Annotated in this window: 24 protein-coding genes; 18 read left to right on the top strand and 6 right to left on the bottom strand. The window is 65.7% G+C overall.

Annotation, left to right across the window (positions count from 1 at the left end; all coding sequences use genetic code 11):
• Positions 1 to 60: 60 nt before the first annotated feature.
• Positions 61 to 678, top strand: a complete 618-nt coding sequence (locus ACH13J_RS12550) for a chloramphenicol acetyltransferase (protein WP_397543680.1) — start codon at positions 61 to 63, stop codon at positions 676 to 678.
• Positions 679 to 828: 150 nt separating this feature from the next.
• Here ACH13J_RS12550 and ACH13J_RS12545 read toward each other — a convergent pair whose 3' ends face one another.
• A complete protein-coding gene (locus tag ACH13J_RS12545) occupies positions 829 to 2010 on the bottom strand; it encodes an alpha-D-ribose 1-methylphosphonate 5-triphosphate diphosphatase (protein WP_397543679.1) in 1182 nt (393 codons plus the stop codon).
• 68 nt (positions 2011 to 2078) lie between these two features.
• The gene (phnF, locus tag ACH13J_RS12540) at positions 2079 to 2807 is read right to left on the bottom strand and encodes a phosphonate metabolism transcriptional regulator PhnF (protein WP_397543678.1); all 729 of its coding nucleotides are present in this window, start codon (positions 2805 to 2807) and stop codon (positions 2079 to 2081) included.
• 101 nt (positions 2808 to 2908) lie between these two features.
• On the opposite strand from phnF, the gene phnG reads away from it, so the two are divergent.
• From phnG to ACH13J_RS12525, 3 genes are read left to right on the top strand one after another with little or no spacing between them, the layout of a single operon-like run.
• Positions 2909 to 3352 (top strand): phosphonate C-P lyase system protein PhnG, encoded by a 444-nt coding sequence (gene phnG / locus ACH13J_RS12535; protein ID WP_397543677.1) that lies wholly within the window; start codon positions 2909 to 2911, stop codon positions 3350 to 3352.
• A complete protein-coding gene (gene phnH / locus ACH13J_RS12530) occupies positions 3352 to 3930 on the top strand; it encodes a phosphonate C-P lyase system protein PhnH (RefSeq protein WP_397543676.1) in 579 nt (192 codons plus the stop codon). The genes phnG and phnH overlap by 1 nt, the downstream gene beginning before the upstream one ends.
• A complete protein-coding gene (locus tag ACH13J_RS12525; RefSeq protein WP_397543675.1) occupies positions 3921 to 5000 on the top strand; it encodes a carbon-phosphorus lyase complex subunit PhnI in 1080 nt (359 codons plus the stop codon). The genes phnH and ACH13J_RS12525 overlap by 10 nt, the downstream gene beginning before the upstream one ends.
• Before the next feature lie 14 nt (positions 5001 to 5014).
• Here the strand turns inward: ACH13J_RS12525 and ACH13J_RS12520 are convergent, their stop codons facing one another.
• Positions 5015 to 5158 (bottom strand): hypothetical protein, encoded by a 144-nt coding sequence (locus ACH13J_RS12520; protein ID WP_397543674.1) that lies wholly within the window; start codon positions 5156 to 5158, stop codon positions 5015 to 5017.
• A 107-nt stretch (positions 5159 to 5265) separates the two neighbouring features.
• Here ACH13J_RS12520 and ACH13J_RS12515 point away from each other — a divergent pair, with 107 nt between their 5' ends.
• From ACH13J_RS12515 to phnN, 5 genes are read left to right on the top strand one after another with little or no spacing between them, the layout of a single operon-like run.
• Complete coding sequence (locus ACH13J_RS12515) at positions 5266 to 6138, top strand: alpha-D-ribose 1-methylphosphonate 5-phosphate C-P-lyase PhnJ (protein ID WP_397543687.1); 873 nt, start codon at positions 5266 to 5268, stop codon at positions 6136 to 6138.
• Positions 6135 to 6908: a phosphonate C-P lyase system protein PhnK gene (gene phnK, locus ACH13J_RS12510; protein ID WP_397543673.1), complete on the top strand. Its 774-nt coding sequence runs from the start codon at positions 6135 to 6137 to the stop codon at positions 6906 to 6908. The genes ACH13J_RS12515 and phnK overlap by 4 nt, the downstream gene beginning before the upstream one ends.
• Before the next feature lie 3 nt (positions 6909 to 6911).
• Positions 6912 to 7868 (top strand): CorA family divalent cation transporter, encoded by a 957-nt coding sequence (locus tag ACH13J_RS12505; protein WP_397543672.1) that lies wholly within the window; start codon positions 6912 to 6914, stop codon positions 7866 to 7868.
• Positions 7865 to 8560, top strand: a complete 696-nt coding sequence (gene phnL, locus ACH13J_RS12500) for a phosphonate C-P lyase system protein PhnL (protein ID WP_397543671.1) — start codon at positions 7865 to 7867, stop codon at positions 8558 to 8560. The genes ACH13J_RS12505 and phnL overlap by 4 nt, the downstream gene beginning before the upstream one ends.
• Positions 8557 to 9108 carry a phosphonate metabolism protein/1,5-bisphosphokinase (PRPP-forming) PhnN gene (phnN, locus tag ACH13J_RS12495; protein WP_397543670.1) on the top strand — a complete coding sequence of 184 codons (552 nt, stop codon included), beginning with the start codon at positions 8557 to 8559 and terminating at the stop codon, positions 9106 to 9108. Before phnL ends, phnN begins: the two co-directional genes overlap by 4 nt.
• Here the strand turns inward: phnN and ACH13J_RS12490 are convergent.
• Positions 9087 to 9776, bottom strand: a complete 690-nt coding sequence (locus ACH13J_RS12490) for a DUF1045 domain-containing protein (RefSeq protein WP_397543669.1) — start codon at positions 9774 to 9776, stop codon at positions 9087 to 9089. The genes phnN and ACH13J_RS12490 overlap by 22 nt on opposite strands.
• A gap of 47 nt (positions 9777 to 9823) precedes the next feature.
• Between ACH13J_RS12490 and ACH13J_RS12485 the strand changes: the two genes are divergently transcribed.
• From ACH13J_RS12485 to ACH13J_RS12460, 6 genes are all read left to right on the top strand, one after another.
• Positions 9824 to 10966, top strand: a complete 1143-nt coding sequence (locus ACH13J_RS12485) for an alpha-D-ribose 1-methylphosphonate 5-triphosphate diphosphatase (RefSeq protein ID WP_397543668.1) — start codon at positions 9824 to 9826, stop codon at positions 10964 to 10966.
• A gap of 61 nt (positions 10967 to 11027) precedes the next feature.
• On the top strand, positions 11028 to 11729 hold the full coding sequence (locus ACH13J_RS12480) for a fumarylacetoacetate hydrolase family protein (protein ID WP_397543667.1): 702 nt from the start codon (positions 11028 to 11030) through the stop codon (positions 11727 to 11729).
• Between the two features lie 120 nt (positions 11730 to 11849).
• Entirely contained in the window at positions 11850 to 12884 is a 1035-nt protein-coding gene (locus ACH13J_RS12475) for a TRAP transporter substrate-binding protein (RefSeq protein WP_397543666.1), read from the top strand.
• 56 nt (positions 12885 to 12940) lie between these two features.
• On the top strand, positions 12941 to 13525 hold the full coding sequence (locus ACH13J_RS12470) for a TRAP transporter small permease subunit (protein ID WP_397543665.1): 585 nt from the start codon (positions 12941 to 12943) through the stop codon (positions 13523 to 13525).
• Positions 13522 to 14844 carry a TRAP transporter large permease subunit gene (locus ACH13J_RS12465; protein ID WP_397543664.1) on the top strand — a complete coding sequence of 441 codons (1323 nt, stop codon included), beginning with the start codon at positions 13522 to 13524 and terminating at the stop codon, positions 14842 to 14844. Before ACH13J_RS12470 ends, ACH13J_RS12465 begins: the two co-directional genes overlap by 4 nt.
• Positions 14845 to 14937: 93 nt before the next feature.
• Positions 14938 to 15912, top strand: a complete 975-nt coding sequence (locus tag ACH13J_RS12460; protein WP_397543663.1) for an SLAC1 anion channel family protein — start codon at positions 14938 to 14940, stop codon at positions 15910 to 15912.
• Positions 15913 to 15958: 46 nt separating this feature from the next.
• Here ACH13J_RS12460 and ACH13J_RS12455 read toward each other — a convergent pair whose 3' ends face one another.
• The gene (locus ACH13J_RS12455; RefSeq protein WP_397543662.1) at positions 15959 to 17647 is read right to left on the bottom strand and encodes an acyl-CoA dehydrogenase family protein; all 1689 of its coding nucleotides are present in this window, start codon (positions 17645 to 17647) and stop codon (positions 15959 to 15961) included.
• Positions 17648 to 17851: 204 nt separating this feature from the next.
• On the opposite strand from ACH13J_RS12455, the gene ACH13J_RS12450 reads away from it, so the two are divergent.
• The 3 genes from ACH13J_RS12450 to ACH13J_RS12440 all read left to right on the top strand — a co-directional run bounded on the left by ACH13J_RS12450 (position 17852) and on the right by ACH13J_RS12440 (position 21649).
• A complete protein-coding gene (locus ACH13J_RS12450) occupies positions 17852 to 18628 on the top strand; it encodes a TSUP family transporter (RefSeq protein ID WP_397543661.1) in 777 nt (258 codons plus the stop codon).
• Between the two features lie 131 nt (positions 18629 to 18759).
• Positions 18760 to 21159: a phenylalanine--tRNA ligase subunit beta gene (gene pheT / locus ACH13J_RS12445; protein WP_397543660.1), complete on the top strand. Its 2400-nt coding sequence runs from the start codon at positions 18760 to 18762 to the stop codon at positions 21157 to 21159.
• Between the two features lie 40 nt (positions 21160 to 21199).
• On the top strand, positions 21200 to 21649 hold the full coding sequence (locus ACH13J_RS12440; protein ID WP_397543659.1) for a YtoQ family protein: 450 nt from the start codon (positions 21200 to 21202) through the stop codon (positions 21647 to 21649).
• Between the two features lie 90 nt (positions 21650 to 21739).
• Here ACH13J_RS12440 and ACH13J_RS12435 read toward each other — a convergent pair whose 3' ends face one another.
• Positions 21740 to 23338 carry a phosphoenolpyruvate carboxykinase gene (locus tag ACH13J_RS12435; protein WP_397543658.1) on the bottom strand — a complete coding sequence of 533 codons (1599 nt, stop codon included), beginning with the start codon at positions 23336 to 23338 and terminating at the stop codon, positions 21740 to 21742.
• Positions 23339 to 23542 lie beyond the last annotated feature (204 nt).

The following is a 23542-nucleotide window of genomic DNA, read 5'->3' as shown; positions in this document are numbered from 1 at the left end:
CCCGGGTCGATCCGCCCGGGCGATGACGCGCCGCAGGACCCAAGCCACAATGGAGAAGCCATGCCGAGATTGAAGCCCGAAGAGGCGGTGATACACCCCGATTGCGAAATTGCCGACACGAGCTTCGGCCGCTATTGCGAGATCGGGCGCGGCAGTCGCGTGGCGCATTCGGTGATCGGGGATTATTCCTATTGCGACCGTTACTGCGACATCGCCAACGCCGATGTGGGAAAGTTTTCCAACATCGCCAGTTTCGTGCGCATCGGGGCAACCGACCATCCCCTCGATCGCGCCAGCCTCCATCATTTCATGTACCGGTCCGCCAGTTACTGGGACGGTGCCGAGGACGATGCCGGGTGGTTCGAAAGACGCCGCTCGCGACGGGCCGCGATCGGTCACGACACGTGGCTGGGGCACAACGCGCAGATCAAGCCCGAGGTCACCGTGGGACATGGGGCCGTGGTGGCGTCGGGTGCGATCGTTACACGCGACGTGGCGCCCTACACCATCGTGGCCGGGGTGCCGGCGGCGCCGGTCCGCGCGCGCCTGCCGGAACGGCTGGCCGAACGGATGATGGCGCTTGCATGGTGGGATTGGAGCCATGACACGTTGCGCGCCGCGCTGGAGGATTTCCGGGCGCTGTCCGCCGAGGCATTCCTCGAAAGACATGGAGGATGACACGTTTTCATCATCGGTCGGGTCAATAGGCGGTGCGGCTCGCGGAACCGCCCCGCCCTGATGCTGAAATCGCGTGGATAAATGCAGTAGTTGTCTACATTCGTCCCGTAACGCCGGCATGACAGGATTGCGCAAATCACGCCGTTCCCGTCATTCCGCCGCCATGGCAAGCCCGGCCGGCGCCCCCAAAAAACGCCGGGCGGCCTCGCCGGTCAGGTGGCTAATGCGGCCCGCGACCAGCGTGGCCTCGATGTCGCGCGTGGATTCGTTCACGATGACAAGATCGGCGCGCTTGCCTTCGGCGATCACGCCGCGGTCGGTCATGCGCATGATTTCGGCCGGGCGCTGCGATATCATGTTCCATGCCCGCGGCAGGCCAAGAAGGCCGCGGTCGACAAGGGAAAACGCCGCCTTGGCCAGCGCCGGGTAGCAGTAATCTGACACGAGCACATCGCATTCGCCTGCCTCGATCAGCCTTTGTGCCGAGACGTGGCCGGAACAGGACCCGCCGCGCAGCACGTTGGGTGCGCCCATCACCACGGGATCGCCGACTGCGAGGGCCAGCTTTGCCGCGGCGCGCGTCTGTGGGAATTCACAGATCCGCGCCCCGATCATCGAATAGGTTTCACGCGTCTCGGCGTCGCGGTCGTCGTGCGAACCGTAGAGCACGCCCATCTCGTCGAATGCCGCGGCCAGCGTACAAAGGTGCCGGGGCACCGCCGCTGCCTGCTTGCGCGCCTCGCGAATGGCCGTGATGTGCTGGTCGGGCGTGCGTCCGGCAGATCTTGCGCAGGCGGCCAGTTCGTGATCCGGCCACAGCGACGGGCTCGGCGTGTCGTCCAGCCGGTTGCCGAAGATGACATACCGCACCTTGTGGCGCGCGATCGCTTCGAGCAGGCGATCCTGCGTATCGACGGTATGGGTCTCACACCGCAACTGCACGCGCAGGTCGGTTTGCACCCGGGGCCTGTACTCGTCGAGCACCGCCAGCACTTGCTCGGCAACGCCGGGGTCCCGGTGACCGCCCTCCCATGACCAGCCCTGAGAAAGCCACGCGGTGGTGACGCCATGCGCCGCGGCTTCGCGGTCGGTGGCGATGAGTCCCTGTTCCAGGGAAAACACGGCGCCGGGGCGCGGGCGGATGTGCCGCTCGAAGGCATCGCCGTGCAGGTCGATGATGCCCGGCAGCACGAGATAGCCGGTGAGATCCACCTCTGGCAGCGGGCCCTTGCTGATGCGGCCGCCTTCTATCACGACCGAGCGCGCCTGCATCTCGCCGCCACGCAGGACGGTTGCGCCCGTCAGGCGCATTGCCGGGGGTTTGGAGGTCATGCCGCTGCTCTCACGCACTGGTTTTCCACAGGTTAGGGCATGCAGGTATCGGTTTGGTGACAACCTATTTAAAACTCTTGTGAATCCGGTATCGTCAGCGTGACCCGGTCGCCGGAAAACCATGTCCGGCCATACTCGACGGGGTGGCCCTCGGGATCGATATTGAGTGAAACCGTCCGCAGCAGCGGCGCCCCCTCGGTCGTCCGCAGATGCAGTGCCTGGGTGGCAGTGGCCAGCTTGGCATTAAGGCGCGTCCATGCGCGGGTGTAGTCGGGCACACCCGCGTCGCGCAGTGCTTCCGTGACCGAGCGCACGCGGTCAAGTGCCGTCGGCAGGTCCGGAAATCGCGCGGCGGGAAAGACGCTGCGGAAAAGCGCAATGGGCTGGCCGTCCGCCAGCGACAACCCTTCGTAGACGTGCACCCGGTCCTGCGGCGCGAGTGCCAGCGCCTCGGCTTCGTCGGCGCCGGCGGCGCGGGTTTCCAGGGCAAGGATTTCCCGGCCGGGCAAGCGGCCGGCGGCGCGCAGGTTCTGGTGGAACCGTACCCTGCGGCCAAGGGGGTAGTCGGCCGTTTCCTGCGCCACGAACACGCCAGAGCCACGGCGCGCATGGACGAGGCCGGCCTGCGACAGTGCGGCAAGCGCCCTCCGGACGGTGTGGCGGTTGACGCCGAACCGGCGTGCCAGCTCCGCCTCGGTGGGCAGCTTGTCGCCGGGCCGGTAACGCTGCCCGGTGATATCCCGGTGCAGGCTGTCGTGAATGGATTTCCAGACCGGGGTGCGCTTGGTGTCTGTCATGTCACGAAACCTTCATTCGGCCGGGGCTTGCCGGGCGTCCCGGTTTCAACTATTGATTTGTCTAGTTGTATATATCTCTAGACAAATGCGCAAGGTGTCCAATGACCACAGACGATGAGCGCCGGACCCGCATGGGCCTGCTGGCCAAGGCGCCGCCGAAACAGCTTGCCCGCCTCTGGTCGGATTACGGATACGAACCGGCCTATGCGTGGTTGCGGGCCCCGGAATCGGGGGGCATCATGGTGCGCGGCCGGACCGGGGCCACCGGGGCGCCCTTCAACCTCGGCGAGATGACGGTGACGCGCTGTTCCCTCAGGCTCGATGGCGGCGAGGTCGGGCATGCCTACGTGCAGGGCCGGGACAAGGGGCACGCCACGCGCGCTGCGCTGATCGATGCGCTGATGCAGACCACCCGCGCCGAGACGCTGCGCGCCGCGATACTCGATCCGCTGGCAGAGGCGCTGGAGGCCGCGCGCGCGGCGCGCGCCGCCAAGGCGGCCGCGACACGGGTCGATTTCTTCACCATGGCGCGGGGAGAGGACTGATGCAGGCACATGCCCTCGAGGGCGGGTTCTCAGACGCGCCGGTGCAGGCCGCGCGCGCGTTTCGGTGTGCGATGCGGGCGATGGCGTGCCCGGGCACGATCGAAACGCTCGACACGGCCCGCCCGCCGGCGCCGCTGTCATCCGCTGCCGGTACCCTGTTGCTGACCCTGTGCGACCCGGAAACGGGCGTTCATCTTGCCGGTGGGCATGATCGTCCCGAGGTGCGCGATTGGGTGGCTTTCCATACCGGTGCGCCGGTCGTGTCCGCGGGGGCGGCGCGGTTCGCGATCGGCACATGGGGGCAGCTGCTGCCATTGTCGCAGTACGCCGCCGGCACGCCGGAATATCCCGACCGGTCCGCGACGTTGATCGTCGAGATGCAAGAGCTTTCGAAAGACGGCACGGTACTGACCGGCCCCGGTATCAACGGGCGGGCCACGCTATCACTGCCCGACGCGGGGGAGATGCGCGCCAATGCGCGGTGCTTTCCGCTCGGGCTCGACTTTTTCCTGACCTGCGGCGGGCGGGTTGCAGCGTTGCCGCGGTCGACCAAGCCGGGGGGTGCGCCATGTACGTAGCGGTCAAGGGCGGCGAAAAGGCCATAGACAATGCGCACGCATGGCTGGCGGAGGAGCGCCGGGGCGACCAGGACGTGGCCGAGCTTTCGGTCGACCAGATACGCGAGCAGATGGCGCTTGCGGTCAACCGCGTGATGGCCGAGGGATCGCTCTACGATCCCGACCTTGCCGCACTGGCGATCAAGCAGTCGCGTGGCGACCTGATCGAGGCGATATTCCTGGTGCGGGCCTATCGCACGACATTGCCGCGCCTTGGTGCATCGGCGCCTGTCGACACCGGTGCGATGGCGTGCGAAAGGCGTATCTCGGCCACGTTCAAGGATGCGCCGGGCGGGCAGGTTCTTGGCCCCACCTTCGACTACACGCACCGTTTGCTGGATTTCAAGCTGGCCGCCGATGGGGAGGTGCCCGAGGCGCCGGAGGCAGCCCCCGCGGAGGGGGATGTCCCGCACATCACGCAGTTTCTGGGAAAAGAGGGGCTGATACAGGGCGAGGACGCGCATGACGACCCGCCCCCCGACCTCACGCGGGAGCCCATGGAGTTGCCGGCTGAGCGCCCGTTGCGCCTGCAGGCGTTGACGCGGGGGGACGAGGGCTTCGTCCTGGGGCTGGCGTATTCCACCCAGCGTGGCTACGCGCGCAACCATGCGTTTGTCGGGGAGCTGCGCATCGGCACCGTAGCGGTGGAGATGGATGTTCCCGAGCTGGGCTTCGCCGTCGAGATCGGGGAAATCACGCTCACCGAGTGTGAAACGGTCAACCAGTTTACCGGGTCGAAAACGGAACCTGCACAGTTCACGCGGGGCTACGGCCTTGTTTTCGGGCAGACCGAAAGAAAGGCCATTTCAATGGCGCTGGTCGACCGGGCCCTGCGCTGGAAAGAACTGGGCGAGGACGACACGGGCGCGCCTGCGCAGGACGAGGAATTCGTCCTGATGCACGCCGACAATATCCAGGCGACGGGCTTCCTGGAGCATATCAAGCTGCCGCACTACGTCGATTTCCAGTCCGAACTGGAGCTGGTAAGGAAACTGCGGGCCGAGGCCGCGGCGCAAGGGGCTGCCGAATGACCCCGCCCGCAGCCTTATTCCGCCGGCGTACGGCTTTCCTCGGCGGTTTCCTGGTCGGTCCCGGTGCCGCTCTCGGGGAGCATCTCGGTCAGCATCTTGCCGATCAGCAGGGCACCGAAGAGCACCATCAGCGCGATAATCACCATCGTCGTTGTCATTGGTTCACGTCCCTTTTCCCGTGTGCATGGAAATCACGACGCTATCGCGGGAAGTCGGCGGAAAAATGTCGGAAAGGGCCGATTTGATGAAAGATACGAGCGAAAATGTGGCCGATTACAACTTTGCCTATCTGGATGAACAGACCAAGCGGATGATCCGCCGTGCCATCCTGAAGGGACTTGCGGTTCCCGGTTACCAGGTGCCGTTCGCCAGCCGCGAGATGCCGATGCCCTATGGCTGGGGTACGGGCGGCGTGCAGGTCAGTGCCGCCACACTCACCCCGCAGGACCGGCTCAAGGTGATCGACCAGGGCGCCGACGATACGACCAACGCCGTTTCGATCCGGAAGTTTTTCGAGCGCACGGCGGGTGTCGAGACCACGGAGAAAACGGCAGCGGCCACCGTGATCCAGACGCGCCACCGCATCCCCGAGGAGCCGCTGACGGGGGACCAGATCCTGGTCTATCAAGTGCCGATCCCGGAACCGCTGCGCTTTCTCGAACCGCGCGAGACCGAGACGCGCAAGATGCACAGCCTCGAGGAGTACGGGCTAATGCATGTCAAGCTCTACGAGGATATCGCCCGGCACGGCGCGATCGCGACATCCTACGCCTATCCCGTGAAGGTCGAGGACCGCTACGTCATGGACCCCTCGCCGATCCCGAAGTTCGACAACCCGAAACTGTCGGAGTGCCCGGCAATACAGCTTTTCGGGGCGGGGCGCGAACAGCGCATCTACGCCCTGCCGCCCTATACCCGCGTGGCCAGCCTCGACTTCGAGGATCATCCCTTCGACCCGTCGAAGGCCGATCACCCCTGCGGCCTGTGCGGAGCCGAGGACAGCTACCTCGACGAGGTCATCACCGATGACGCGGGCGGGCGCATGTTCGTGTGCTCGGACACCGATTACTGCCGGTCGCGCCGCGCGGCGGGCCATGTCGGGGCGCAGGGCGCCCCTTACGAGGAGGGCGCCGAATGACGACACCGCTTCTGCAGGTCAAGGACGTCTCGAAATTCTACGGCGCCCGGATCGGATGCGAGGATGTTTCCTTCGATCTTTATCCGGGCGAAGTGATGGGAATAGTCGGGGAGAGTGGCTCGGGCAAGTCCACCCTCCTCAACTGCCTCGCCGGCCAGCTAGCTCCTGATGCCGGCGAGGTCCTGTTCGACACGCGCGCCGAGGGGCCGCGCGACACGCTGAGGATGTCCGAGCCCGAGCGCCGGATGCTGGGGCGCACGGACTGGGCGTTCGTCCATCAGCACGCCCGTGACGGGCTGCGCATGGGGGTGAGCGCGGGCGGCAACGTGGGCGAGCGCCTGATGGCCGTGGGCGCCCGCAACTACGGCAGCATCCGAGCGCAGGCCTTGGACTGGCTCGACCGCGTGGAAATCCCCGATGACCGCGTTGACGACCGGCCCTCGGCGTTTTCAGGCGGCATGCAGCAGCGGTTGCAGATCGCCCGCAACCTCGTGACCGGCCCGCGGCTGGTGTTCATGGACGAACCGACAGGCGGGCTCGATGTCTCGGTGCAGGCCCGGCTGCTGGATCTGTTGCGCGGGCTCGTGCGGGAAATGGGCCTGTCGGCCATCATCGTGACCCATGACCTCGCGGTGGTGCGCCTGCTGGCGGACCGGCTGATGGTGATGAAAGATGGGCACGTGGTGGAAACCGGCCTCACGGACCAGGTGCTCGATGATCCCCAGCACGGGTATACTCAGCTCCTGGTTTCCAGCGTTTTGCAGGTCTAGGACATGATCGAGAGTTTCAAACCCGACGGTGCAGGCGGTCTTTCGCGCGGCGATGGCGTGCAGCCCGGCGCAGTCTGGATCGACCTCAGCGACCCCACCCCGCAGGAACTGGCAGAGGTGGGCGCGGCAGCGGGCACGGAGTTGCCCGCGCGCGAGGACATGGAGGAGATCGAGCTTTCCAGCCGCCTGTACCGCAAGGGCAGCGTGGATTTCATCACGCTGGTCCTGCCTGCCCTGTCTGATACCGAGGATCATCACGTCGCCCCCGTCACGCTGGCCGTCGGGGACCAGCAGATCGTCACGGTGCGCTATCACGCGCCGCGCCCGTTCAAGACCTATCCGGACCGCGCTGCGCAGAGCCCGTTCGACACCTCCGCGCCGCGCGAGGTTCTGTTCGGCCTGCTGGATGCCATCATCGACCGGCTCGCCGACATACTCGAGCTCACCGATACCCGCATCGAGCAGGTGTCGCGAGGGTTGTTCGAGGATCGCGCCGACAGCCATGTGCGCAACCGGCGCTCGGCGCTGGCGACGCTGGGGCAGGCCGGGGCGCTGGTGTCGGATGTGCGCAACAGCCTCGTGACCATCGAGCGCGCCCTCGCGTTCCTGAACCGGTCGGTGGAGTCCGGCGAGGACCGCAAGGCGGCGCGCGCTCTCAAGGTGCTGTCAAGTGACGTTTCCTCGTTGGCGGAACACGCCGGCTTTCTCACGCAGAAGCTCAGCCTTCTGCTCGACACGATCTTCGGGTTGACCACGATCGAGCAGAACGCCGTGACGAAGACCTTTTCGCTCGTTGCGGTGCTGTTCCTGCCGCCCACGCTGATCGGCACGGTGTTCGGCATGAATTTCTCGTGGATGCCGTGGCTGGACTCCCCGTGGGGCTTTGCCGTGGCCATCGCGGCGATGGTTGCATCGTCGCTGCTTTCCTATTTCATTTTCCGGTGGAAGGACCTGTTATGATGTCCAGCCCAGTGATCGCGCTGAGCGATGTTTCCAAATCCTTCACGCTGCACAACCAGGGCGGGGCGACCATACCCGTCATGCGCGGCGCGGGGCTGAGCGTGTCGCCGGGCGAATGCGTGGCACTCACGGGCGCATCCGGTGCCGGCAAATCGACGCTGATGCGGATGATATACGGCAACTACGTGGCGGCCGGCGGGCGGATCGAGGTGGCCGGCGTTGATGTCGCCGCCGCCGCCCCGCGCCAGATACTCGACCTGCGGCGCCACACGCTGGGCTATGTCAGCCAGTTTCTCAGGGTGGTGCCGCGCGTCCCCACGCGCGAGGTGGTGGCCGAGCCGCTGCTGATGACCGGTCATGAGCGGGCGGCTGCGCTGGCCCGGGCCGAGACGCTGCTCGGTCGGCTGAATATCCCGCCGCGCCTATGGGAACTGAGCCCGACGACCTTTTCCGGCGGGGAACAGCAGCGGGTCAACATCGCCCGGGGGTTTGCCCATGCATACCCCGCGCTCCTGCTCGACGAGCCGACCGCGAGCCTCGACGCCGAGAACCGTGACACGGTGCTGCGGCTGATCGAGGAAGCCAAGGCGCGCGGCGCCGCGATCCTCGGCATTTTCCATGACGGGGCCGCGCGTGACCGCGTGTGCGACCGCGAGGTGGATGTGTCGGAATTCACTCCCGAAGCGGCATGACCACGGGGCGGCTCATCGGCGTGGTCGGCCCCTCGGGGGTCGGCAAGGATAGCGTCATGGAAGAGCTGGTGCGCGCGCGCCCCGGTTTTCACCGGGTGCGGCGGGTCATCACCCGCCCGCAGGGAGAGGGGGGAGAGGACTTCGACCGTGTGAGCCCGGATGAATTCGCGCGCCGCCGTGAGGCCGGCGAGTTCGTGCTGTACTGGTCGGCACATGGTATGGACTACGGTGTGCCGGTGGGTGTCAGGGCGCGGCTGGATCGCGGCGAAACATGCCTGGTCAACCTCTCGCGTGGCGTGCTCATGCAGGCCGAGCGGCAATTCGCGGATTTCATCACGCTGCACCTGACCGCCCCACCCGATGCTCTGGCCCGCCGGCTGGCCGCACGGGGCCGGGAAAGCCGTGACAGCATCTCGGCGCGGCTGGCGCGGTCGAGCTTTGCTTTGCCCGGCGGTTTGGGGCGCGTCATCGAGGTGTCCAATGACGGGCCGCTGGAGGATACGGTGACAACGATATTGACCACGCTTCAGCAGGATGCCAACGCATGACGGTGAAGGAGGTGAAACCGCCCGTCTGTGGCCTCTCCGACAAGGCTGAGCGCATCGAGGACGAAAGGGGCGGGCAGCAGAGGGGCCAGGTCACGCTCCAGCACGGTGCGCACCTGCGCGCGGTGTGCCCGGGGCAGCCGGCCCGTCAATGTCATGTGGAAGCGGAATTCCTCCATCACGTAGGGATACCCCCACTGCGCCAGAAGTTCGTCCTGCCGGGGGGTGAGGCCGGCCGCGCGGCGGCGCGTGAGGTCCGCCTCGGTCGGCGCGGCGCGGAACCGGTCGAGCGTGCGCACCACATCGGCTGCAAGCCGGTCGAGCGGCGCCGTCTCGCCGCGCGGCCGCAACGCGAGGAAGGCCCCGAGCCGCGCGAGTTCCAGCCCGTCGAGCCTGACCGGCGCCAGCCCGTCGCAAAGAGCGCCGAACGCGGCGGCCAGTGCATCCCTCGTCTGTCCGTGCGCCAGCCGGAACGGTGGTTTGATCGTCGCGTGGAACCCGTACTTGGCCGGCGCCTGCGTGATTTCGTCGAGCGGCACCGGCAGCCCGCCCGGTTCGGACCGCAAAACAGCGCAACCTGCCGCGATGTCCCAGCCAAGCCAGTCGGCGCCGAACCGTGCGAGCGGGCCATCCGGCGCCGTGTAGTAGACAGCGTAGCGTTGGAAAGTCATCGGTCCCGCCCTTCCCATCCCGATAGCCAGACAAGAGTAGCGCCCACATGACACAGGAAACCGTTCTCGCCAATGCCACGCTGGTCCTGGCGGAGGAAACCGTAACGGGATCGGTCCGCATCCGCGACGGGCTGATCACGGATATGGAAACGGGTTCAGCCGTTCCACCGGGTGCTGCGGATTGCGGCGGGGATTTCCTGGCGCCTGGGCTGGTGGAGCTGCATACCGACAATCTCGAACGCCACATCCAGCCGCGCCCCAAGGTGGACTGGCCGCACAACGCCGCGATCCTCGCCCATGACGCCGAACTGGCCGGCACCGGCATCACGACCGTTTTCGATGCGCTGCGGGTGGGATCGATCCCGCGCGGCAAGGGCCGGTATCTGAAATACGCGCGCCAACTGGCCAGCGAGCTTCTGTCCCTGCGGTCCGAGGACGCGCTCAGGATCAGCCATTTCCTGCACCTTCGCGCCGAGGTGTGTTCCGAAACGCTGGTCGAGGAAATGGAGGAGTTCGGCGAGTCCGACCGTGTCGGGCTTGTCAGCCTGATGGACCACACCCCCGGCCAGCGCCAGTTCCGCGACATCGGCAAGCTCGAGGACTACATGAAAGGCAAGCAGGGCCTTTCGGATGCCGAATTCGCGGAACATGTCGCGGAATTGCAGGCGCTTCGGGCGCGCAACGGCGACCGGCACGAGGCCGAGGCCGTCCGCGCCGCCACACGGTACGGTGCCGTATTGGCCAGCCATGATGATACGACACCGCAGCAGGTCGCGGTGTCACACGGCTATGGAATCCGGCTTGCCGAGTTCCCCACCACGCGCGAGGCGGCGGCGGCGTGCCGCGAGCATCGCATCGCGGTGATGATGGGGGCGCCCAACCTCATCCGTGGAGGATCGCATTCCGGCAACGTGGCGGCAAGTGAGCTGGCCGAAGCAGGGCTGCTGGATATCCTGTCGTCCGACTATGTCCCGGCCGCCCTGCTGATGGGGGCGGTGGAGCTTGGGCGCATGTGGGATGACATGGCGCGCGGTATCGCCACGGTCAGCCGAAACCCCGCGCACGCCGTCGGTCTGCACGATCGGGGCGAGATCCTGCCCGGCAAACGCGCCGACATGGTCCGGTTCGCCATGCGCGGCGGCGTTCCCGCGGTTCGCGCCGTCTGGTCGCGCGGGCAGAGGGTGGCGTGAGCATGCTTTGACTCTTGCGCTCATCGCGGCCCATAAAGCGTGAACCACCGCGGTGAAGCCAATGCAGACAGATTTTCTTTTCGATCCGCCCGCGCCCCGGACAGTGCCCGTGACAGGCGACACGCGCGCCTTTCCCGTGCGCCGCATTTTTTGCGTCGGACGAAACTATGCCGCCCATGCTGTCGAGATGGGCAACGAGGTCGACCGCGAGAACCCGTTCTACTTCACCAAGTGCGCCACGGCGATCTGTCCGTCGGGGTCGACGATTGCCTATCCCGCGGGTACGACGGATTGCCATTTCGAAATGGAGTTCGTCGTGGCCCTGGGCCGTGGCGGGCAGGACGTCTCGCAGGCGCGGGCGAGCGAGCTCGTGCTTGGCTATGCGTGCGGAATCGACCTTACCCGCCGCGACTTGCAGTCGGCAGCCAAGGACAGGCGGCGCCCGTGGGATCTGGGCAAGGATTTCGACAACTCTGCCGTGATCGCGCCGATTTCACGCGTCTCGGCATTCGGCGTGATCGGCTCGCAGCGGCTGCATCTTTCCCATGACGGCACCATCGCGCAAGAGGCCTTTCTGTCCGACATGATCTGGACCGTGCCAGAGATCATTTCCGACCTGTCGCGCTTCTACAGTCTCGCGCCGGGGGATCTGATCTATACCGGCACGCCGGCGGGCGTCGGGCCGGTGCAAGCGGGCAGCGAGCTGAAAGGCGGGATCGAGGGGCTGGCGCCGGTGCATCTCAGGATTGCCGCGCCTGACTGAGCGGCGCCCCCGCCCGGGATGACAGTTGCAATGCGGCGCGTTTCAGTGCCAACATCAAGGTGGCCAAAGGCCCGTGACAAGGGCCGGTACGAACGAGATCTCAAGGGAGGAGACGCGATAATGATCTTTGGACGCATTGCCATGCGCGCGACGCTGGCCACGGTAATGGCGGCCGGCATGGCGACGGCCGTGCTCGCCCAGGAGGTGACGCTGAAGATGCACCAGTTCCTGCCGCCGCAGGCGAACGTGCCCAAGCTGATCCTCGAACCCTGGGCCGAGCGGGTGGAGGCGGCCTCGGACGGTCGCATCGAGATCGAGCATTACCCGGCCATGCAGCTTGGCGGCAAGCCGCCCGAGCTTGCCAGCCAGGTGATCGACGGTGTCGCCGACATCATCTGGGTGGTGGCCGGGTATACGCCGGGGCGCTTTCCCCAGGCCGAGGTTTTCGAGTTGCCCTTCATCATGACCAATGCCGAGGCCACGTCCCGCGCCTACTGGGAGTTCGCCGAGAAGAACATGATGGACAGCGACTTCGAGGATTTCAAGGTGCTGGCCGTCTGGGTGCATGGACCGGGAGTCATCCATTCGGATCGGCCGGTCACCGAGCCCTCTGACCTCAACGGCATGAAGGTGCGCGGCCCCACGCGGATCATCACCGGCATGCTGGGCGAACTGGGTGCGACACCGTTGGGCATGCCCGTGCCGGCGATTCCCGAGGCCCTGTCGAAAGGCGTGATCGACGGAACCGTGATCCCGTGGGAGGTGACGGCGGCGTTGAAGATCCCCGAACTGGTGGAGAACCATACAACCTTCGGGGACGAGGCGCTGTATACCACGGCTTTCATCTTTGCCATGAACAAGGAGAAGTACGAAAGCCTGCCTGATGACCTGAAAGCCGCGATCGACAGCCAGTCGGGCGCCGACATGTCGGCACTTGGCGGCAAGCTCATGGCAGAGGCTGACGGGCCCGCACGCGAGCAGGCGGCCGCGCGCGGCAACAACATCATCGACCTCACGCCCGAGCAGGTCGAGGAGTGGAAAGCTGCCGCCGCCCGGGTCGAGCGGAACTGGATCGAGGAAATGAACGAAAAGGGGTATGACGGCCAGGCATTGGTGGATGAGGCAAAGGCCCTGATCGCCAAGCACACCGATTGAGCATCGCCGCGCTGCGCCGGAGCGGCGCGGCGCGGTCCGCCGGGGCAGGAGTTTGCATGCAGAGACTGTTCTTGGCACTGGCCCGGTTGATGGCCGTGATCGGCGGGACGGTGTTGGCGCTGGTGATTGCGGTCACCTGCGTGTCCGTGGCGGGCCGGGTGTTGAACACCGCGCTGCACGGGGACCTGGCGCAATCCGTGATCCCGGATGCCGCTGGTTGGCTGCTCGAACTGGGCATCGGGCCGCTGACAGGTGATTTCGAGATCGTCGAGGCCGGCATCGCCTTTGCCATATTCGCCTTCCTGCCACTGTGCCAGATATCCGGGGGGCATGCCACGGTCGACGTGTTTTCCACCCGTCTGCCACGCGGGCTGAACCGTGGCATCCAGCTTGTCGTGGACTGGGTGTTTGCCGCTGTTCTGGTTCTGATCGCATGGCAACTCTACCAGGGGCTGCTGGACAAGCTGCGCTATAACGAGACGACGTTCATGCTGCAGTTTCCCGTCTGGTGGTCGTATGCCGCCAGCCTTTTCGCCGCCAGCGTCGCGGCGATCGTGGGTGCCTACGTGGCGGTCGCGCGCGCGGCGGAAATCGCGACCGGGCGCATCATCCTGCACGCGGCCGAAGGAGCGGACGGGTGAGCGATCTGGAGATCGGGCTTGCCTCCTTCCCGGTGTTGATGGGGCTGATCTTCCTGCGGGTGCCGATCGGCCTGGCCATGTTCGTGGTGGCGCTTGGCGGGCTTTACACCGTGACCGATGGCATGACGGTCGCGCTCTCGCGGCTCAAGCACGAGACGTACTCCACGTTTTCCAGCTATTCGCTGTCGATCGTGCCGATGTTCCTGCTGATGGGGCATTTCGCGACTCTCGGCGGCATGTCCACCGCTCTGTTCAAGGCGGCAGAGGCTTGGCTGGGCCACCGCAAGGGGGGTGTGGCCATGGCCTCGGTCGGGGCATGCGCGGGGTTCGGGGCGATCTGCGGGTCCTCGTTGGCCACCGCCGCCACGATGAGCCAGGTCGCCCTGCCGGAGTTGCGCAGGTACGGGTACTCGGGCGGCTTCTCGACGGCGACACTGGCGGCAGGCGGCACGCTCGGCATCCTGATCCCGCCCTCGGTGATCCTGGTGATCTACGCCATCCTGACCGAACAGAATATTGCCAAGCTGTTCCTGTCGGCGTTCATCCCCGGTGTCCTCGCGGCGGTCGGCTACATGGCGACCATCGCGGTTTTCGTCCGCGTGAGTCCCTCGGCGGCCGGTCTGCGGGATGCCATGCCGCTGCGCGAGCGGTTCCGCGCGCTTTTGGATGTCTGGCCGGTGCTGGTGGTTTTCCTGCTGGTCGTGGGCGGCATTTACCTGGGGTGGTTCACGCCGACCGAGGGCGCGGCGGTGGGGGCGGCCGGAACAGGTGTCATCGCCCTTCTGAACCGTGGCCTGACGCGTGCCACGCTCGTTCAAAGCTTCTACGCCACAGCGCGCAATACCGCGATGATCTTTTTCATCATACTCGGCGCCGCTTTCTACAACGGCTTTCTCGCGCTGACGCAGCTGCCGCAGGAGCTTTCGGAATGGGTCGTTGGGCAGGGGATGAGCCCCTGGGCCGTTCTGGCCTGCATCCTCGCCCTCTACCTCGTCTTCGGGTGCCTGATGGACAGCCTCTCGATGATCCTGCTGACGATCCCGATCTTCTTTCCCATCGTGTCGCAGCTCGACTTCGGGCTCACCCCCGAGGAGGTGGCGATCTGGTTCGGCATCCTCGTGCTGATCGTGGTGGAGGTCGGCCTGATTACCCCGCCGGTGGGGATGAACCTGTTCGTCATCAACTCCATGGATCCGCGCACGCCGATGCTGGACACCTACAAGGCGGTGCTGCCTTTCGTCGCCTCGGATATCCTGCGGGTGGTGATCCTCGTCGCATTTCCCGGCATCACGCTGTTCCTGCTGCGATGGCTGCACTGAACGGCATGGTCAGGGTTTGACCCATGTCATGTTTCCCGGCGCTGTACGTCCATACATATGCGTTTGCGGGAATATGACGGAGGGAGGCGCCGGATGACCAATATCGCAGCAGGGCCAGCGCAAGGCAGGCTCGAGAATTTTCCCGTGTCCTTCTTTGCCGTGGTGATGGGGCTGGGCGGGCTGACATTGGCCCTGCATGCCGCCGGCCCTGCCCTTGGGCTGGGCGCGCAGCCGGCGCTCATTGCCTATCTGGTGACAGCGGCAACGTTCGCCGCGGTCGTGGTCGTCTATCTTGCTAAGTCCGTGCGGCATCCCCGTTCCATCGCCGAGGAATGGCGCCATCCGGTCAAGCTGGCCTTCTTCCCGGCGATTTCCATCTCGCTACTGTTGCTGGCGACAGCGACGCTTCCGCGGAATGCCGCGCTGGCCGAGCCCGCATGGTTGGCCGGGGCCGGGCTGCAGGCCGTGCTGACCGTCGCTGTTGTGTCGGGGTGGATAAGCCGGCGGTCCTTTCAGCACGTGCAGTTGTCGCCGGCGTGGTTCATCCCGGCGGTGGGCAACGTCGTCGTGCCCGTTGCCGGAGTTCAACTGGGATATGCCGAGATCAGCTGGTACTTCATGTCGGTCGGGCTGATTTTCTGGGTGGTGCTGTTGACACTGGTCATCAACCGGCTGGTGTTCCATGACCCTCTGCCCGCGCGTTTGCAGCCCACGCTGGTGATCCTGATCGCACCGCCCGCGGTGGCCTATGTCGCATGGGTGCAGTTGACGGGCGAGGTCGGGGCGTTCGGGCGAATCCTGCTCAACGGCGCCTATTTCTTTGCCCTGATCGTGGCGGTGCAGTTGCCAAGGCTGGTGAAACTGTCGTTCGCCATGTCCTTCTGGGCGTTGAGCTTTCCCTTTGCCGCGGTAACCATCGCCAGCCTCGTCCATGCAGACGTGACAGGATCTGGCGCGCACCGTCTGATCGGGGCGGCCCTGCTGGCCGTGCTGGTCACGGTCGTCTTGGCGCTCCTGCTGCGCACCGGCAGGGCCATTGCCAACCGGGAGATCTGTCAGCCGGAATGACGAAGGCCGGGGATGTCCCCCGGCCCGCCACGTTTTTCACCCGGCTTCATCCCAACAGGCGCCGCGCGATGACCTGCGCCTGGATTTCTGCCGCCCCCTCGAAGATATTGAGGATCCGCGCGTCGCACAGCAAACGGCTGATGGGGTATTCCAGCGCGAAGCCATTACCGCCGTGGATTTGAAGACCGTTGTCGGCCGCGGCCCATGCGACCCGCGCGCCCAGGAGTTTCGCCATCCCGGCCTCAAGGTCGCAGCGGCGGGCGTTGTCCTTTTCCCATGCGCTGAAATAGGTCAATTGCCGTGCCACCATGATCTCGACAGCCATCATGGCAAGCTTGCCCGACACGCGGGGAAACGCGATGAGGGGCTTGCCGAACTGCTTGCGCTCCTGCGCGTACTTCATGGCGATGTCGAGTGCCGACTGTGCCACGCCCACGGCGCGGGCGGCTGTCTGGATACGCGCGCTTTCGAAGGTTTCCATGAGCTGCTTGAAGCCCTTGCCTTCCTCGCCACCCAGAAGGTTTCCGCCCTTGACGTGGAAACCGTCAAAGCCGAGCTCGTACTCCTTCATGCCGCGGTAGCCCAGAACCTCAATCTCGCCGCCCGTTATGCCGTCGTCTGGGAAGGGATGCTCGTCGGTGCCCGGTGTCTTTTCCGCGAGGAACATGCTCAGCCCCCGGTGGTCGGTCGATGCGGGATCGGTCCGTGCCAGCAGCGTCATGACATGGGTCCGGGCGGCGTGGGTGATCCACGTCTTGTTGCCGGTGATGCGATAGTCGCCGTTCTCGTCCTTGACAGCCCGGGTGCGCAGCGCGCCCAGGTCGGAACCCGTGTTGGGTTCGGTGAACACCGCTGTCGGCAGGGTCTCGGCGCTGGCCAGACGGGGAAGCCATTTCTCTTTCTGCTCGTCGGACCCGCCGGCGATGATCAGCTCGGCCGCGATCTCTGACCGCGTGCCGAGAGACCCCACACCGATGTAGCCGCGGCTCAACTCTTCGGATACGACGCACATCGACGCCTTGCTGAGGCCGAGCCCGCCATATTCCTCCGGTATGGTCAGGCCGAACACGCCCATTTCGGCCAGCTCTTGTATGATGTCCAGCGGGATCAGCTCGTCCCTGAGGTGCCATTCGTGGGCATGGGGGTCGATCCGGTCGACGGCGAACCGACGGAACTGTTCACGGATCATTTCCAGCTCTTCGTCGAGCCCGCTCGCCCCCACGGTGACATCGGCGTTGCGCTCCTGCATGAGCTCCACCAGCCGGGTTCGCGCGGCCTGGCTGTTGCCCTCGGCCCGCAGCAGTCGCACCGCGTCGGTCTGGAAACGTGAAAGATCGTCCCAGTCGAGCCCCATGGCATGCAGGCGCACCACCTCGCCCTGATTCATGGGTATACCGCCCGCGATCTGCTGCAGGTATTCGCCGAACGCGATCTGGTGGATCAGGCTCTCAACCTCGCCGAAACGCCCCTGCCCGGAGAGGTTCTCGGCCCAGTTCTGCATCTGGCGCAGCGCCTCCACGTAGGTCGCCAGCCATGCCAGCCCGTGCGCCGCGTCCTGATGTGCCTCTACGGCTCGGGACGAGACACGCCCGCCGACAACGACCAATTCCCGCAGGCGGGACTTGGCTGCCTCCAGCAGTGTTTCGGCCGGGGCCAGCGCCGCAGCGGTGAGCTTCAGCAGATCGTCCAGTATGACCGGCGCCGCTGCCACGGTGTCCTGTCCGTCGTGAGCCATGAATCAATTCCCCTTTTCAACGTGGTCTTGTCCTAGCCATTTCGCAGGTGCAGCGCAACTATTATGCCTGTTCGGCGGCGTATTCGACGTAATGTTGCGCCACCTTGTCGCGTCGCCGGACGTGACGGCAAAGCGATGCGGCCAGTACCAGCCTAACAGGGAAATAGCCCGTGCGTCCTGTCCGGAAAGTGCTAGGAGGGGCGCATGGATCTCCTAGCTTTGTCCGGTGCCGGACCGGGCCTTGTCATCTACGCTTTCGCGGTGGCGGTGCTTGCAGGTCTCGTCAAGGGGCTTGTCGGCTTTGCCATGCCCATGGTGCTGATCTCTGGCCTCGGCTCTGTCGTCTCGCCCGACCTCGCGCTGGCGTGGCTCATCCTGCCGACGCTGGTGAGCAATGGCTGGCAGGCGCTGCGGCAGGGCATCGGCGCCGCTTTCGAGTCGCTGCGGAAGTTCCGCGTGTTTCTGCTTGCGGGGCTGGCCTTTCTGGCACTGTCGTCGCAGCTCGTCATGGTTCTGCCCGGCCCCGTACTGCTGCTTGTCATCGGGGCGCCGATGACGCTCTTTGCCGCCGCAACGCTGGCGGGACGTCCGCTGCGGCTGCCGCCGCGTCCCGGCCCGGGGCTGGAGGCGGGCATCGGCGCGGTCGCGGGGTTCTTCGGCGGGCTCTCGGGTGTGTGGGGGCCTCCGACGGTCGCGCTGCTTACGGCCATGGATACCGAAAAGACAGAACAGATCCGCGTTCAAGGTGTCATATACGGTATGGGTGCCGTCGCGTTGACCATGGCGCATATCGCGTCGGGGGTGCTTGACGCCGCAACGGCCCCCGTCTCGGCGTTGCTGGTGCTGCCGGCGGCAATTGGTCTGCGGGTCGGTTTCGCGGTTCAGGACAGGATCGACCAGCGCACCTTTCGAAAGCTCACGCTCGTGGTCTTGCTGTGCGCCGGGCTCAACCTCGTCCGCCGCGGGCTGGTGGGCCTTTGAGCGTGTTTCGCCTGTCGGACGGGCGCGCGCGGGGCCACGGCGCGGCTGCGGTGGCGGCAGCGCCCCCTTCCAACGCCGGCTCATATCCGCTAAAGGCCCGGTGAATTGAGAAAACCTGCGGATCCGAGCTGATGAAATTCACCCTGTCCTGGCTGAAAGACCACCTTGAAACCGACGCGACGGTCGAGGAGATCGCCGAGACGCTGACCGATCTCGGGCTGGAGGTCGAGCAGATCACTGACCCGGCCGCGCGGCTGCGGGATTTCACCATCGGCAAGGTTCTCAAGGCGGAAAGGCATCCCGACGCCGACCGCTTGCGTGTCTGCCAGGTCGATACCGGCGAGGGTGCCACCCAGATCATCTGCGGCGCACCCAATGCGCGCGAGGGCATCACCGTCGTGGTGGCAAGCCCGGGCACCTACGTGCCCGGCATCGACACCACCATCGGCGTGGGCAAGATCCGCGGTGTCGAGAGCCACGGCATGATGTGCTCTGAACGCGAAATGGAGCTGTCGGACGAACACGAGGGTATCATCGAACTGCCCTCGGGCGATGTGGGCCAGAGGTTCACCGACTGGCTGGCCGTCAATGACCCCGCCAAGATCGATCCCGTGATCGAGATCGCGATCACGCCGAACCGTCCCGATGCGCTTGGCGTGCGGGGGATAGCGCTGGATCTCGCCGCCCGCGGGCTGGGAACGATGAAGACGGCGCCGCAGGCCCGTGTCGAGGGGCAATTCCCGTGCCCCATCGGCGTGACGATCGACGACGACACCCGCGAGGGCGGCTGTTTCGTCTTCGCCGGTCGCGTGATCCGCGGCGTCAAGAACGGCCCCTCGCCCCGATGGCTGCAGGACCGCTTGCGCGCGATCGGGCTGCGCCCCATCTCGGCGCTGGTCGATATCACCAATTTCTTTACTTTCGACCGCAATCGCCCCCTGCACGTGTTCGATGCCCGCAAGGTCAGCGGGGACCTGCGGGTTCATCGCGCGCAGGGCGGCGAGACACTGGTGGGTCTCGACGAGAAGGAATACACCTTTTCGGCCGGTCAGGTCGTGATTTCCGATGACAGCGGCGTAGAGAGCATCGCCGGGATCATGGGCGGGCTGGCCACGGGATGCACGGACGAAACGACCGATGTGTTTCTCGAGGCGGCGCTGTGGGACCATGTCCAGATCGCCCATACCGGGCGGGCGCTCAAGATCAACTCTGACGCGCGTTACCGGTTCGAACGCGGCGTGGACCCGGCGTTCAACATGGAGGGCCACGAGCTGGCCACGCAAATGATCCTCGATCTTTGTGGCGGCGAGGCGTCCGAGATGGTCGTCGCCGGCGAGGTGCCCGACGTGGACCGGGCCTATCGGCTCGACCCCGAACGCGTGCAGTCGCTGGTGGGCATGGCCATCCCGGAAAGCGAGCAGCGCCAGACGCTGACCCGCCTGGGATTCCGGCTGGAAGGCAACATGGCCCACGTGCCGAGCTGGCGACCGGACGTGATGGGAGAGGCCGATCTCGTCGAGGAGGTCGCACGGATCGCGTCGCTGACGAAGCTGGAGGGCAAGCCGATGCCCCGGGGGACGCCCGGCGTGCCCAAGCCCATCCTGAGCCCGCTGCAAAAGCGCGAGCAGACGGCGCGGCGCACCATCGCCGCGCTCGGCTACAACGAGTGCGTCACCTACAGCTTCATCGACCGTGACACCGCGGCGCTCTTTGGCGGGGGGGATGACGCGACGATGCTCGCCAACCCCATCAGCTCGGAGATGAGCCACATGCGCCCCGCCTTGCTGCCCGGCCTGCTGCAGGCCGGGGCGCGCAATCAGGCGCGCGGCATCGCCGATCTCGCGCTTTTCGAGGTTGGCCATGCGTTCCACGGGGGTGAACCCGGGGAGCAGCACCTCCTGGCGGCGGGTCTGCTCGTCGGCCGGACCGGGCCCAAGGATGTGCACGGAACGTCGCGGCCAGTGGACGTGTTCGATGCCAAGGCCGATGCCGAGGCGGTGCTGTCCGCCCTCGGTGCCCCGTCCAGGATGCAGATCCTGCGGGACGGTGAAAACTGGTGGCACCCTGGCCGGCACGGCCGCATGTGCCTGGGCCCCAAGAAGACGCTGGCCGTGTTCGGTGAACTGCACCCGAAAGTGCTGCACGAGATGGACGTCAGGGGGCCTGCTGTCGGGTTCACCATCCGGCTTGCCGAAATACCGCAACCGCGCCGCGCAGGGGCCGGGCGCGGTGCCTTGGACATCAGCGATCTGCAACCGGTGGAGCGCGACTTCGCCTTTGTCGTCGACAGCGATGTGGAGGCGCTCAGCCTCGTCAATGCCGCGGCCGGCGCGGACAAGTCCTTGATAGAGGACGTGCGCGTTTTCGACGAATTCATTGGCGGGGCTCTCGGTGAGGGCAAGAAGAGCCTGGCCATCACGGTTCGGCTGCAGCCGCGCGAGGCGACCCTGAAGGAGGCCGATATCGAGGCCGTCTCCAGCAGAATTGTGGAAAAGGTCGAGAAGGCCACGGGCGGCGTGCTGCGAAGCTGACCGCGGTCATGTAAACGATACTGGTAGGGAGAGCGCAATCATGACACTCAGTGTTTACCTTTCGGGCGAGATCCACACCGACTGGCGCGAAAGGATAACCGGCGCGGCGGAGGGTCTGGACGTGGCCTTCAGCGCGCCGGTGACCGATCACGCGGCATCGGATGATTGCGGTGTCGCCATCCTCGGGGACGAGGCCGACAAGTACTGGCACGACCACAAGGGCGCGATGGTCAACGCCATCCGAACCCGCAAGGGCATCGCCGAGGCCGACGTGGTCGTGGTGCGTTTCGGCGACAAGTACAAGCAGTGGAACGCCGCCTTCGATGCAGGCTATGCCAGCGCGCTCGGCAAGTCGCTCATCATCCTCCAGCCGCTCGAGCATGACCACGCTCTGAAAGAGGTCGACGCCGCCGCCCTTGCCGTTGCGCGCGAACCCGAGCAGGTCGTGGATATTCTGCGCTACGTCCTTAAGGGCACGCTGCCAGACTGAGGGCCGTCGCCAAGATTATTCGGCGAATAATCTTGGCCGGAAAACCCGCGGCCGGGGCCGGAAATTCTTCGACGAAGAATTTCGCGCGCCTCAGCCGATCGCGGCGGCCTTCACGTCGTCGTCGATATAGGGCAGGTACTGCGCGAAGTTGTCGGCGAACATCTTCACCAGCTTCTCGGCCTGCGCGTCGTACCCCTCGGGGTTGCCCCATGTGCGGCGCGGGTCGAGCAGAACTTCCGGTACGCCGGGCACCTTGACCGGCACCTCGAAGCCGAAATTCGGGTCCTTGCGGAATTCCACCTTGCTGAGCGAGCCGTCCAGCGCCGCGGTGAGCAGGGCGCGCGTGGCCTTGATCGGCATGCGCGAGCCGACACCGTAGGCCCCGCCGGTCCAGCCGGTGTTGACCAGCCAGCAGGTCGCGCCGTGCTTGGCGATCTTTTCCCGCAGGAGGTTGCCATAGGCTTCCGGGCGGCGGGGCATGAAGGGGGCGCCGAAACAGGTGGAGAAGGTCGGCTGCGGCTCGGTCACGCCGCGTTCCGTGCCGGCAACCTTGGCCGTGAAGCCCGAGAGGAAGTGGTACATCGCCTGCGCGGGGGTCAGCCGCGCAATCGGCGGCAGCACGCCAAAGGCGTCGCAGGTCAGCATGATGATGTTCTTGGGATGCCCGCCAAGTGCGTTCGCCGACGCGTTCGAGATATATTCCAGCGGGTAAGCGCAGCGCGTGTTGGCCGTGAGCGAGTCGTCGGTGAAATCGAGTTCCAGCGTCTCCTCGTCATAGACCATGTTCTCGATCACGGTGCCGAACTTTTCGGTCGTGGCATAGATTTCCGGCTCTGCCTCCGGGTCGAGGTTGATCGTCTTGGCGTAGCATCCCCCCTCGAAATTGAAGGTGCCGCGATCGGACCAGCCGTGCTCGTCATCGCCGATAAGGATGCGCTCGGGATCGGCGGAAAGGGTGGTCTTGCCAGTGCCCGACAGGCCGAAGAAGATCGCCGTGTCGACGGGGTTGCCGCGGGCGTGGTTGGCCGAGCAGTGCATCGGCATGATGCCCTTTTCCGGAAGCAGGTAGTTGAGCAGGGTGAAAACCGACTTCTTGTTCTCGCCCGCGTATTCCGTGCCGCCGATCAGGATCAACTTGCGATCGAAATTCAGCGCGATCACGGTTTCCGAGCGGCAATCGTGTTTCTTGGGGTCGGCCCGGAAGCTGGGGCAGTTTATCACCGTGAAATCGGCGACGAAGCGGTCGAGCGCCTCGCGTTCCGGGCGGCGCAGCATGTGGCGGATGAACAGGCCGTGCCACGCCAGTTCCGTCACCATGCGCACGTTGATCGCGTGCGCGGGGTCGGCGCCACCGACCAAGTCCTGCACGTAATAGGTGCCGCCCTGCATGTGCGTCAGCATGTCTGCGTAAAGCTGGTCGAAGCCCTCCGGGCTCATCGCGGCGTTGTTCTCCCACCAGATCGTTTCGGCCACCGCGTCGGTCTTGACAACGTGCTTGTCCTTTGGCGAACGGCCGGTGAACTTGCCCGTGGACACAAGGAACGTTCCCCCCTTGCCAAGACGTCCTTCCCCATTCTGCAGCGCCGCTTCGATCAGGGCGGGCTCGATGAGGTTGTAAAAGACATTGTCCAGCCCGGTGATGCCCTGATCCTCCAGCCGGAATTGCGGGTTGACCCGTCCGAATGTCATCTTTCGCAAGCTCCTTGGTCGCGGTGGCCGGCGGCACCCGGCCGGAAATTTTGCGCCTGCGGCCGGGCGCATCAACCCGCCGCTGCGCAGTGTCCAATGCCTCTGCATCTGGCTCTTAACATGACGCTTTCGTAAATGAACAGGACGCTTTTGCGCAGTTAGCGCCACCAGTCGCAAGTTAGCGCAACCACTGCCGCATGGCCC

This window comes from Roseovarius salis, from assembly GCF_044472985.1.
Taxonomy (GTDB): Bacteria; Pseudomonadota; Alphaproteobacteria; order Rhodobacterales; family Rhodobacteraceae; genus Roseovarius; species Roseovarius salis.
This window is presented reverse-complemented; position numbering and strand designations above follow the sequence as displayed.

What these genes read in the sequence shown, in the direction of transcription:
- ACH13J_RS12545 (WP_397543679.1), bottom strand. Translation starts at nt 2,010, where the DNA reads ATGACCTCCAAACCCCCGGCAATGCGCCTGACGGGCGCAACCGTCCTG.
- phnG (WP_397543677.1), top strand. Translation starts at nt 2,909, where the DNA reads ATGACCACAGACGATGAGCGCCGGACCCGCATGGGCCTGCTGGCCAAG.
- ACH13J_RS12435 (WP_397543658.1), bottom strand. Translation starts at nt 23,338, where the DNA reads ATGACATTCGGACGGGTCAACCCGCAATTCCGGCTGGAGGATCAGGGC.
- ACH13J_RS12460 (WP_397543663.1), top strand. Translation starts at nt 14,938, where the DNA reads ATGACCAATATCGCAGCAGGGCCAGCGCAAGGCAGGCTCGAGAATTTT.
- ACH13J_RS12505 (WP_397543672.1), top strand. Translation starts at nt 6,912, where the DNA reads ATGATCGAGAGTTTCAAACCCGACGGTGCAGGCGGTCTTTCGCGCGGC.
- ACH13J_RS12455 (WP_397543662.1), bottom strand. Translation starts at nt 17,647, where the DNA reads ATGGCTCACGACGGACAGGACACCGTGGCAGCGGCGCCGGTCATACTG.
- ACH13J_RS12485 (WP_397543668.1), top strand. Translation starts at nt 9,824, where the DNA reads ATGACACAGGAAACCGTTCTCGCCAATGCCACGCTGGTCCTGGCGGAG.
- ACH13J_RS12470 (WP_397543665.1), top strand. Translation starts at nt 12,941, where the DNA reads ATGCAGAGACTGTTCTTGGCACTGGCCCGGTTGATGGCCGTGATCGGC.
- phnN (WP_397543670.1), top strand. Translation starts at nt 8,557, where the DNA reads ATGACCACGGGGCGGCTCATCGGCGTGGTCGGCCCCTCGGGGGTCGGC.
- phnK (WP_397543673.1), top strand. Translation starts at nt 6,135, where the DNA reads ATGACGACACCGCTTCTGCAGGTCAAGGACGTCTCGAAATTCTACGGC.
- phnL (WP_397543671.1), top strand. Translation starts at nt 7,865, where the DNA reads ATGATGTCCAGCCCAGTGATCGCGCTGAGCGATGTTTCCAAATCCTTC.
- ACH13J_RS12440 (WP_397543659.1), top strand. Translation starts at nt 21,200, where the DNA reads ATGACACTCAGTGTTTACCTTTCGGGCGAGATCCACACCGACTGGCGC.
- ACH13J_RS12450 (WP_397543661.1), top strand. Translation starts at nt 17,852, where the DNA reads ATGGATCTCCTAGCTTTGTCCGGTGCCGGACCGGGCCTTGTCATCTAC.
- ACH13J_RS12480 (WP_397543667.1), top strand. Translation starts at nt 11,028, where the DNA reads ATGCAGACAGATTTTCTTTTCGATCCGCCCGCGCCCCGGACAGTGCCC.
- ACH13J_RS12550 (WP_397543680.1), top strand. Translation starts at nt 61, where the DNA reads ATGCCGAGATTGAAGCCCGAAGAGGCGGTGATACACCCCGATTGCGAA.
- phnH (WP_397543676.1), top strand. Translation starts at nt 3,352, where the DNA reads ATGCAGGCACATGCCCTCGAGGGCGGGTTCTCAGACGCGCCGGTGCAG.
- pheT (WP_397543660.1), top strand. Translation starts at nt 18,760, where the DNA reads ATGAAATTCACCCTGTCCTGGCTGAAAGACCACCTTGAAACCGACGCG.
- ACH13J_RS12490 (WP_397543669.1), bottom strand. Translation starts at nt 9,776, where the DNA reads ATGACTTTCCAACGCTACGCTGTCTACTACACGGCGCCGGATGGCCCG.
- ACH13J_RS12520 (WP_397543674.1), bottom strand. Translation starts at nt 5,158, where the DNA reads ATGACAACGACGATGGTGATTATCGCGCTGATGGTGCTCTTCGGTGCC.
- ACH13J_RS12525 (WP_397543675.1), top strand. Translation starts at nt 3,921, where the DNA reads ATGTACGTAGCGGTCAAGGGCGGCGAAAAGGCCATAGACAATGCGCAC.
- ACH13J_RS12475 (WP_397543666.1), top strand. Translation starts at nt 11,850, where the DNA reads ATGATCTTTGGACGCATTGCCATGCGCGCGACGCTGGCCACGGTAATG.
- phnF (WP_397543678.1), bottom strand. Translation starts at nt 2,807, where the DNA reads ATGACAGACACCAAGCGCACCCCGGTCTGGAAATCCATTCACGACAGC.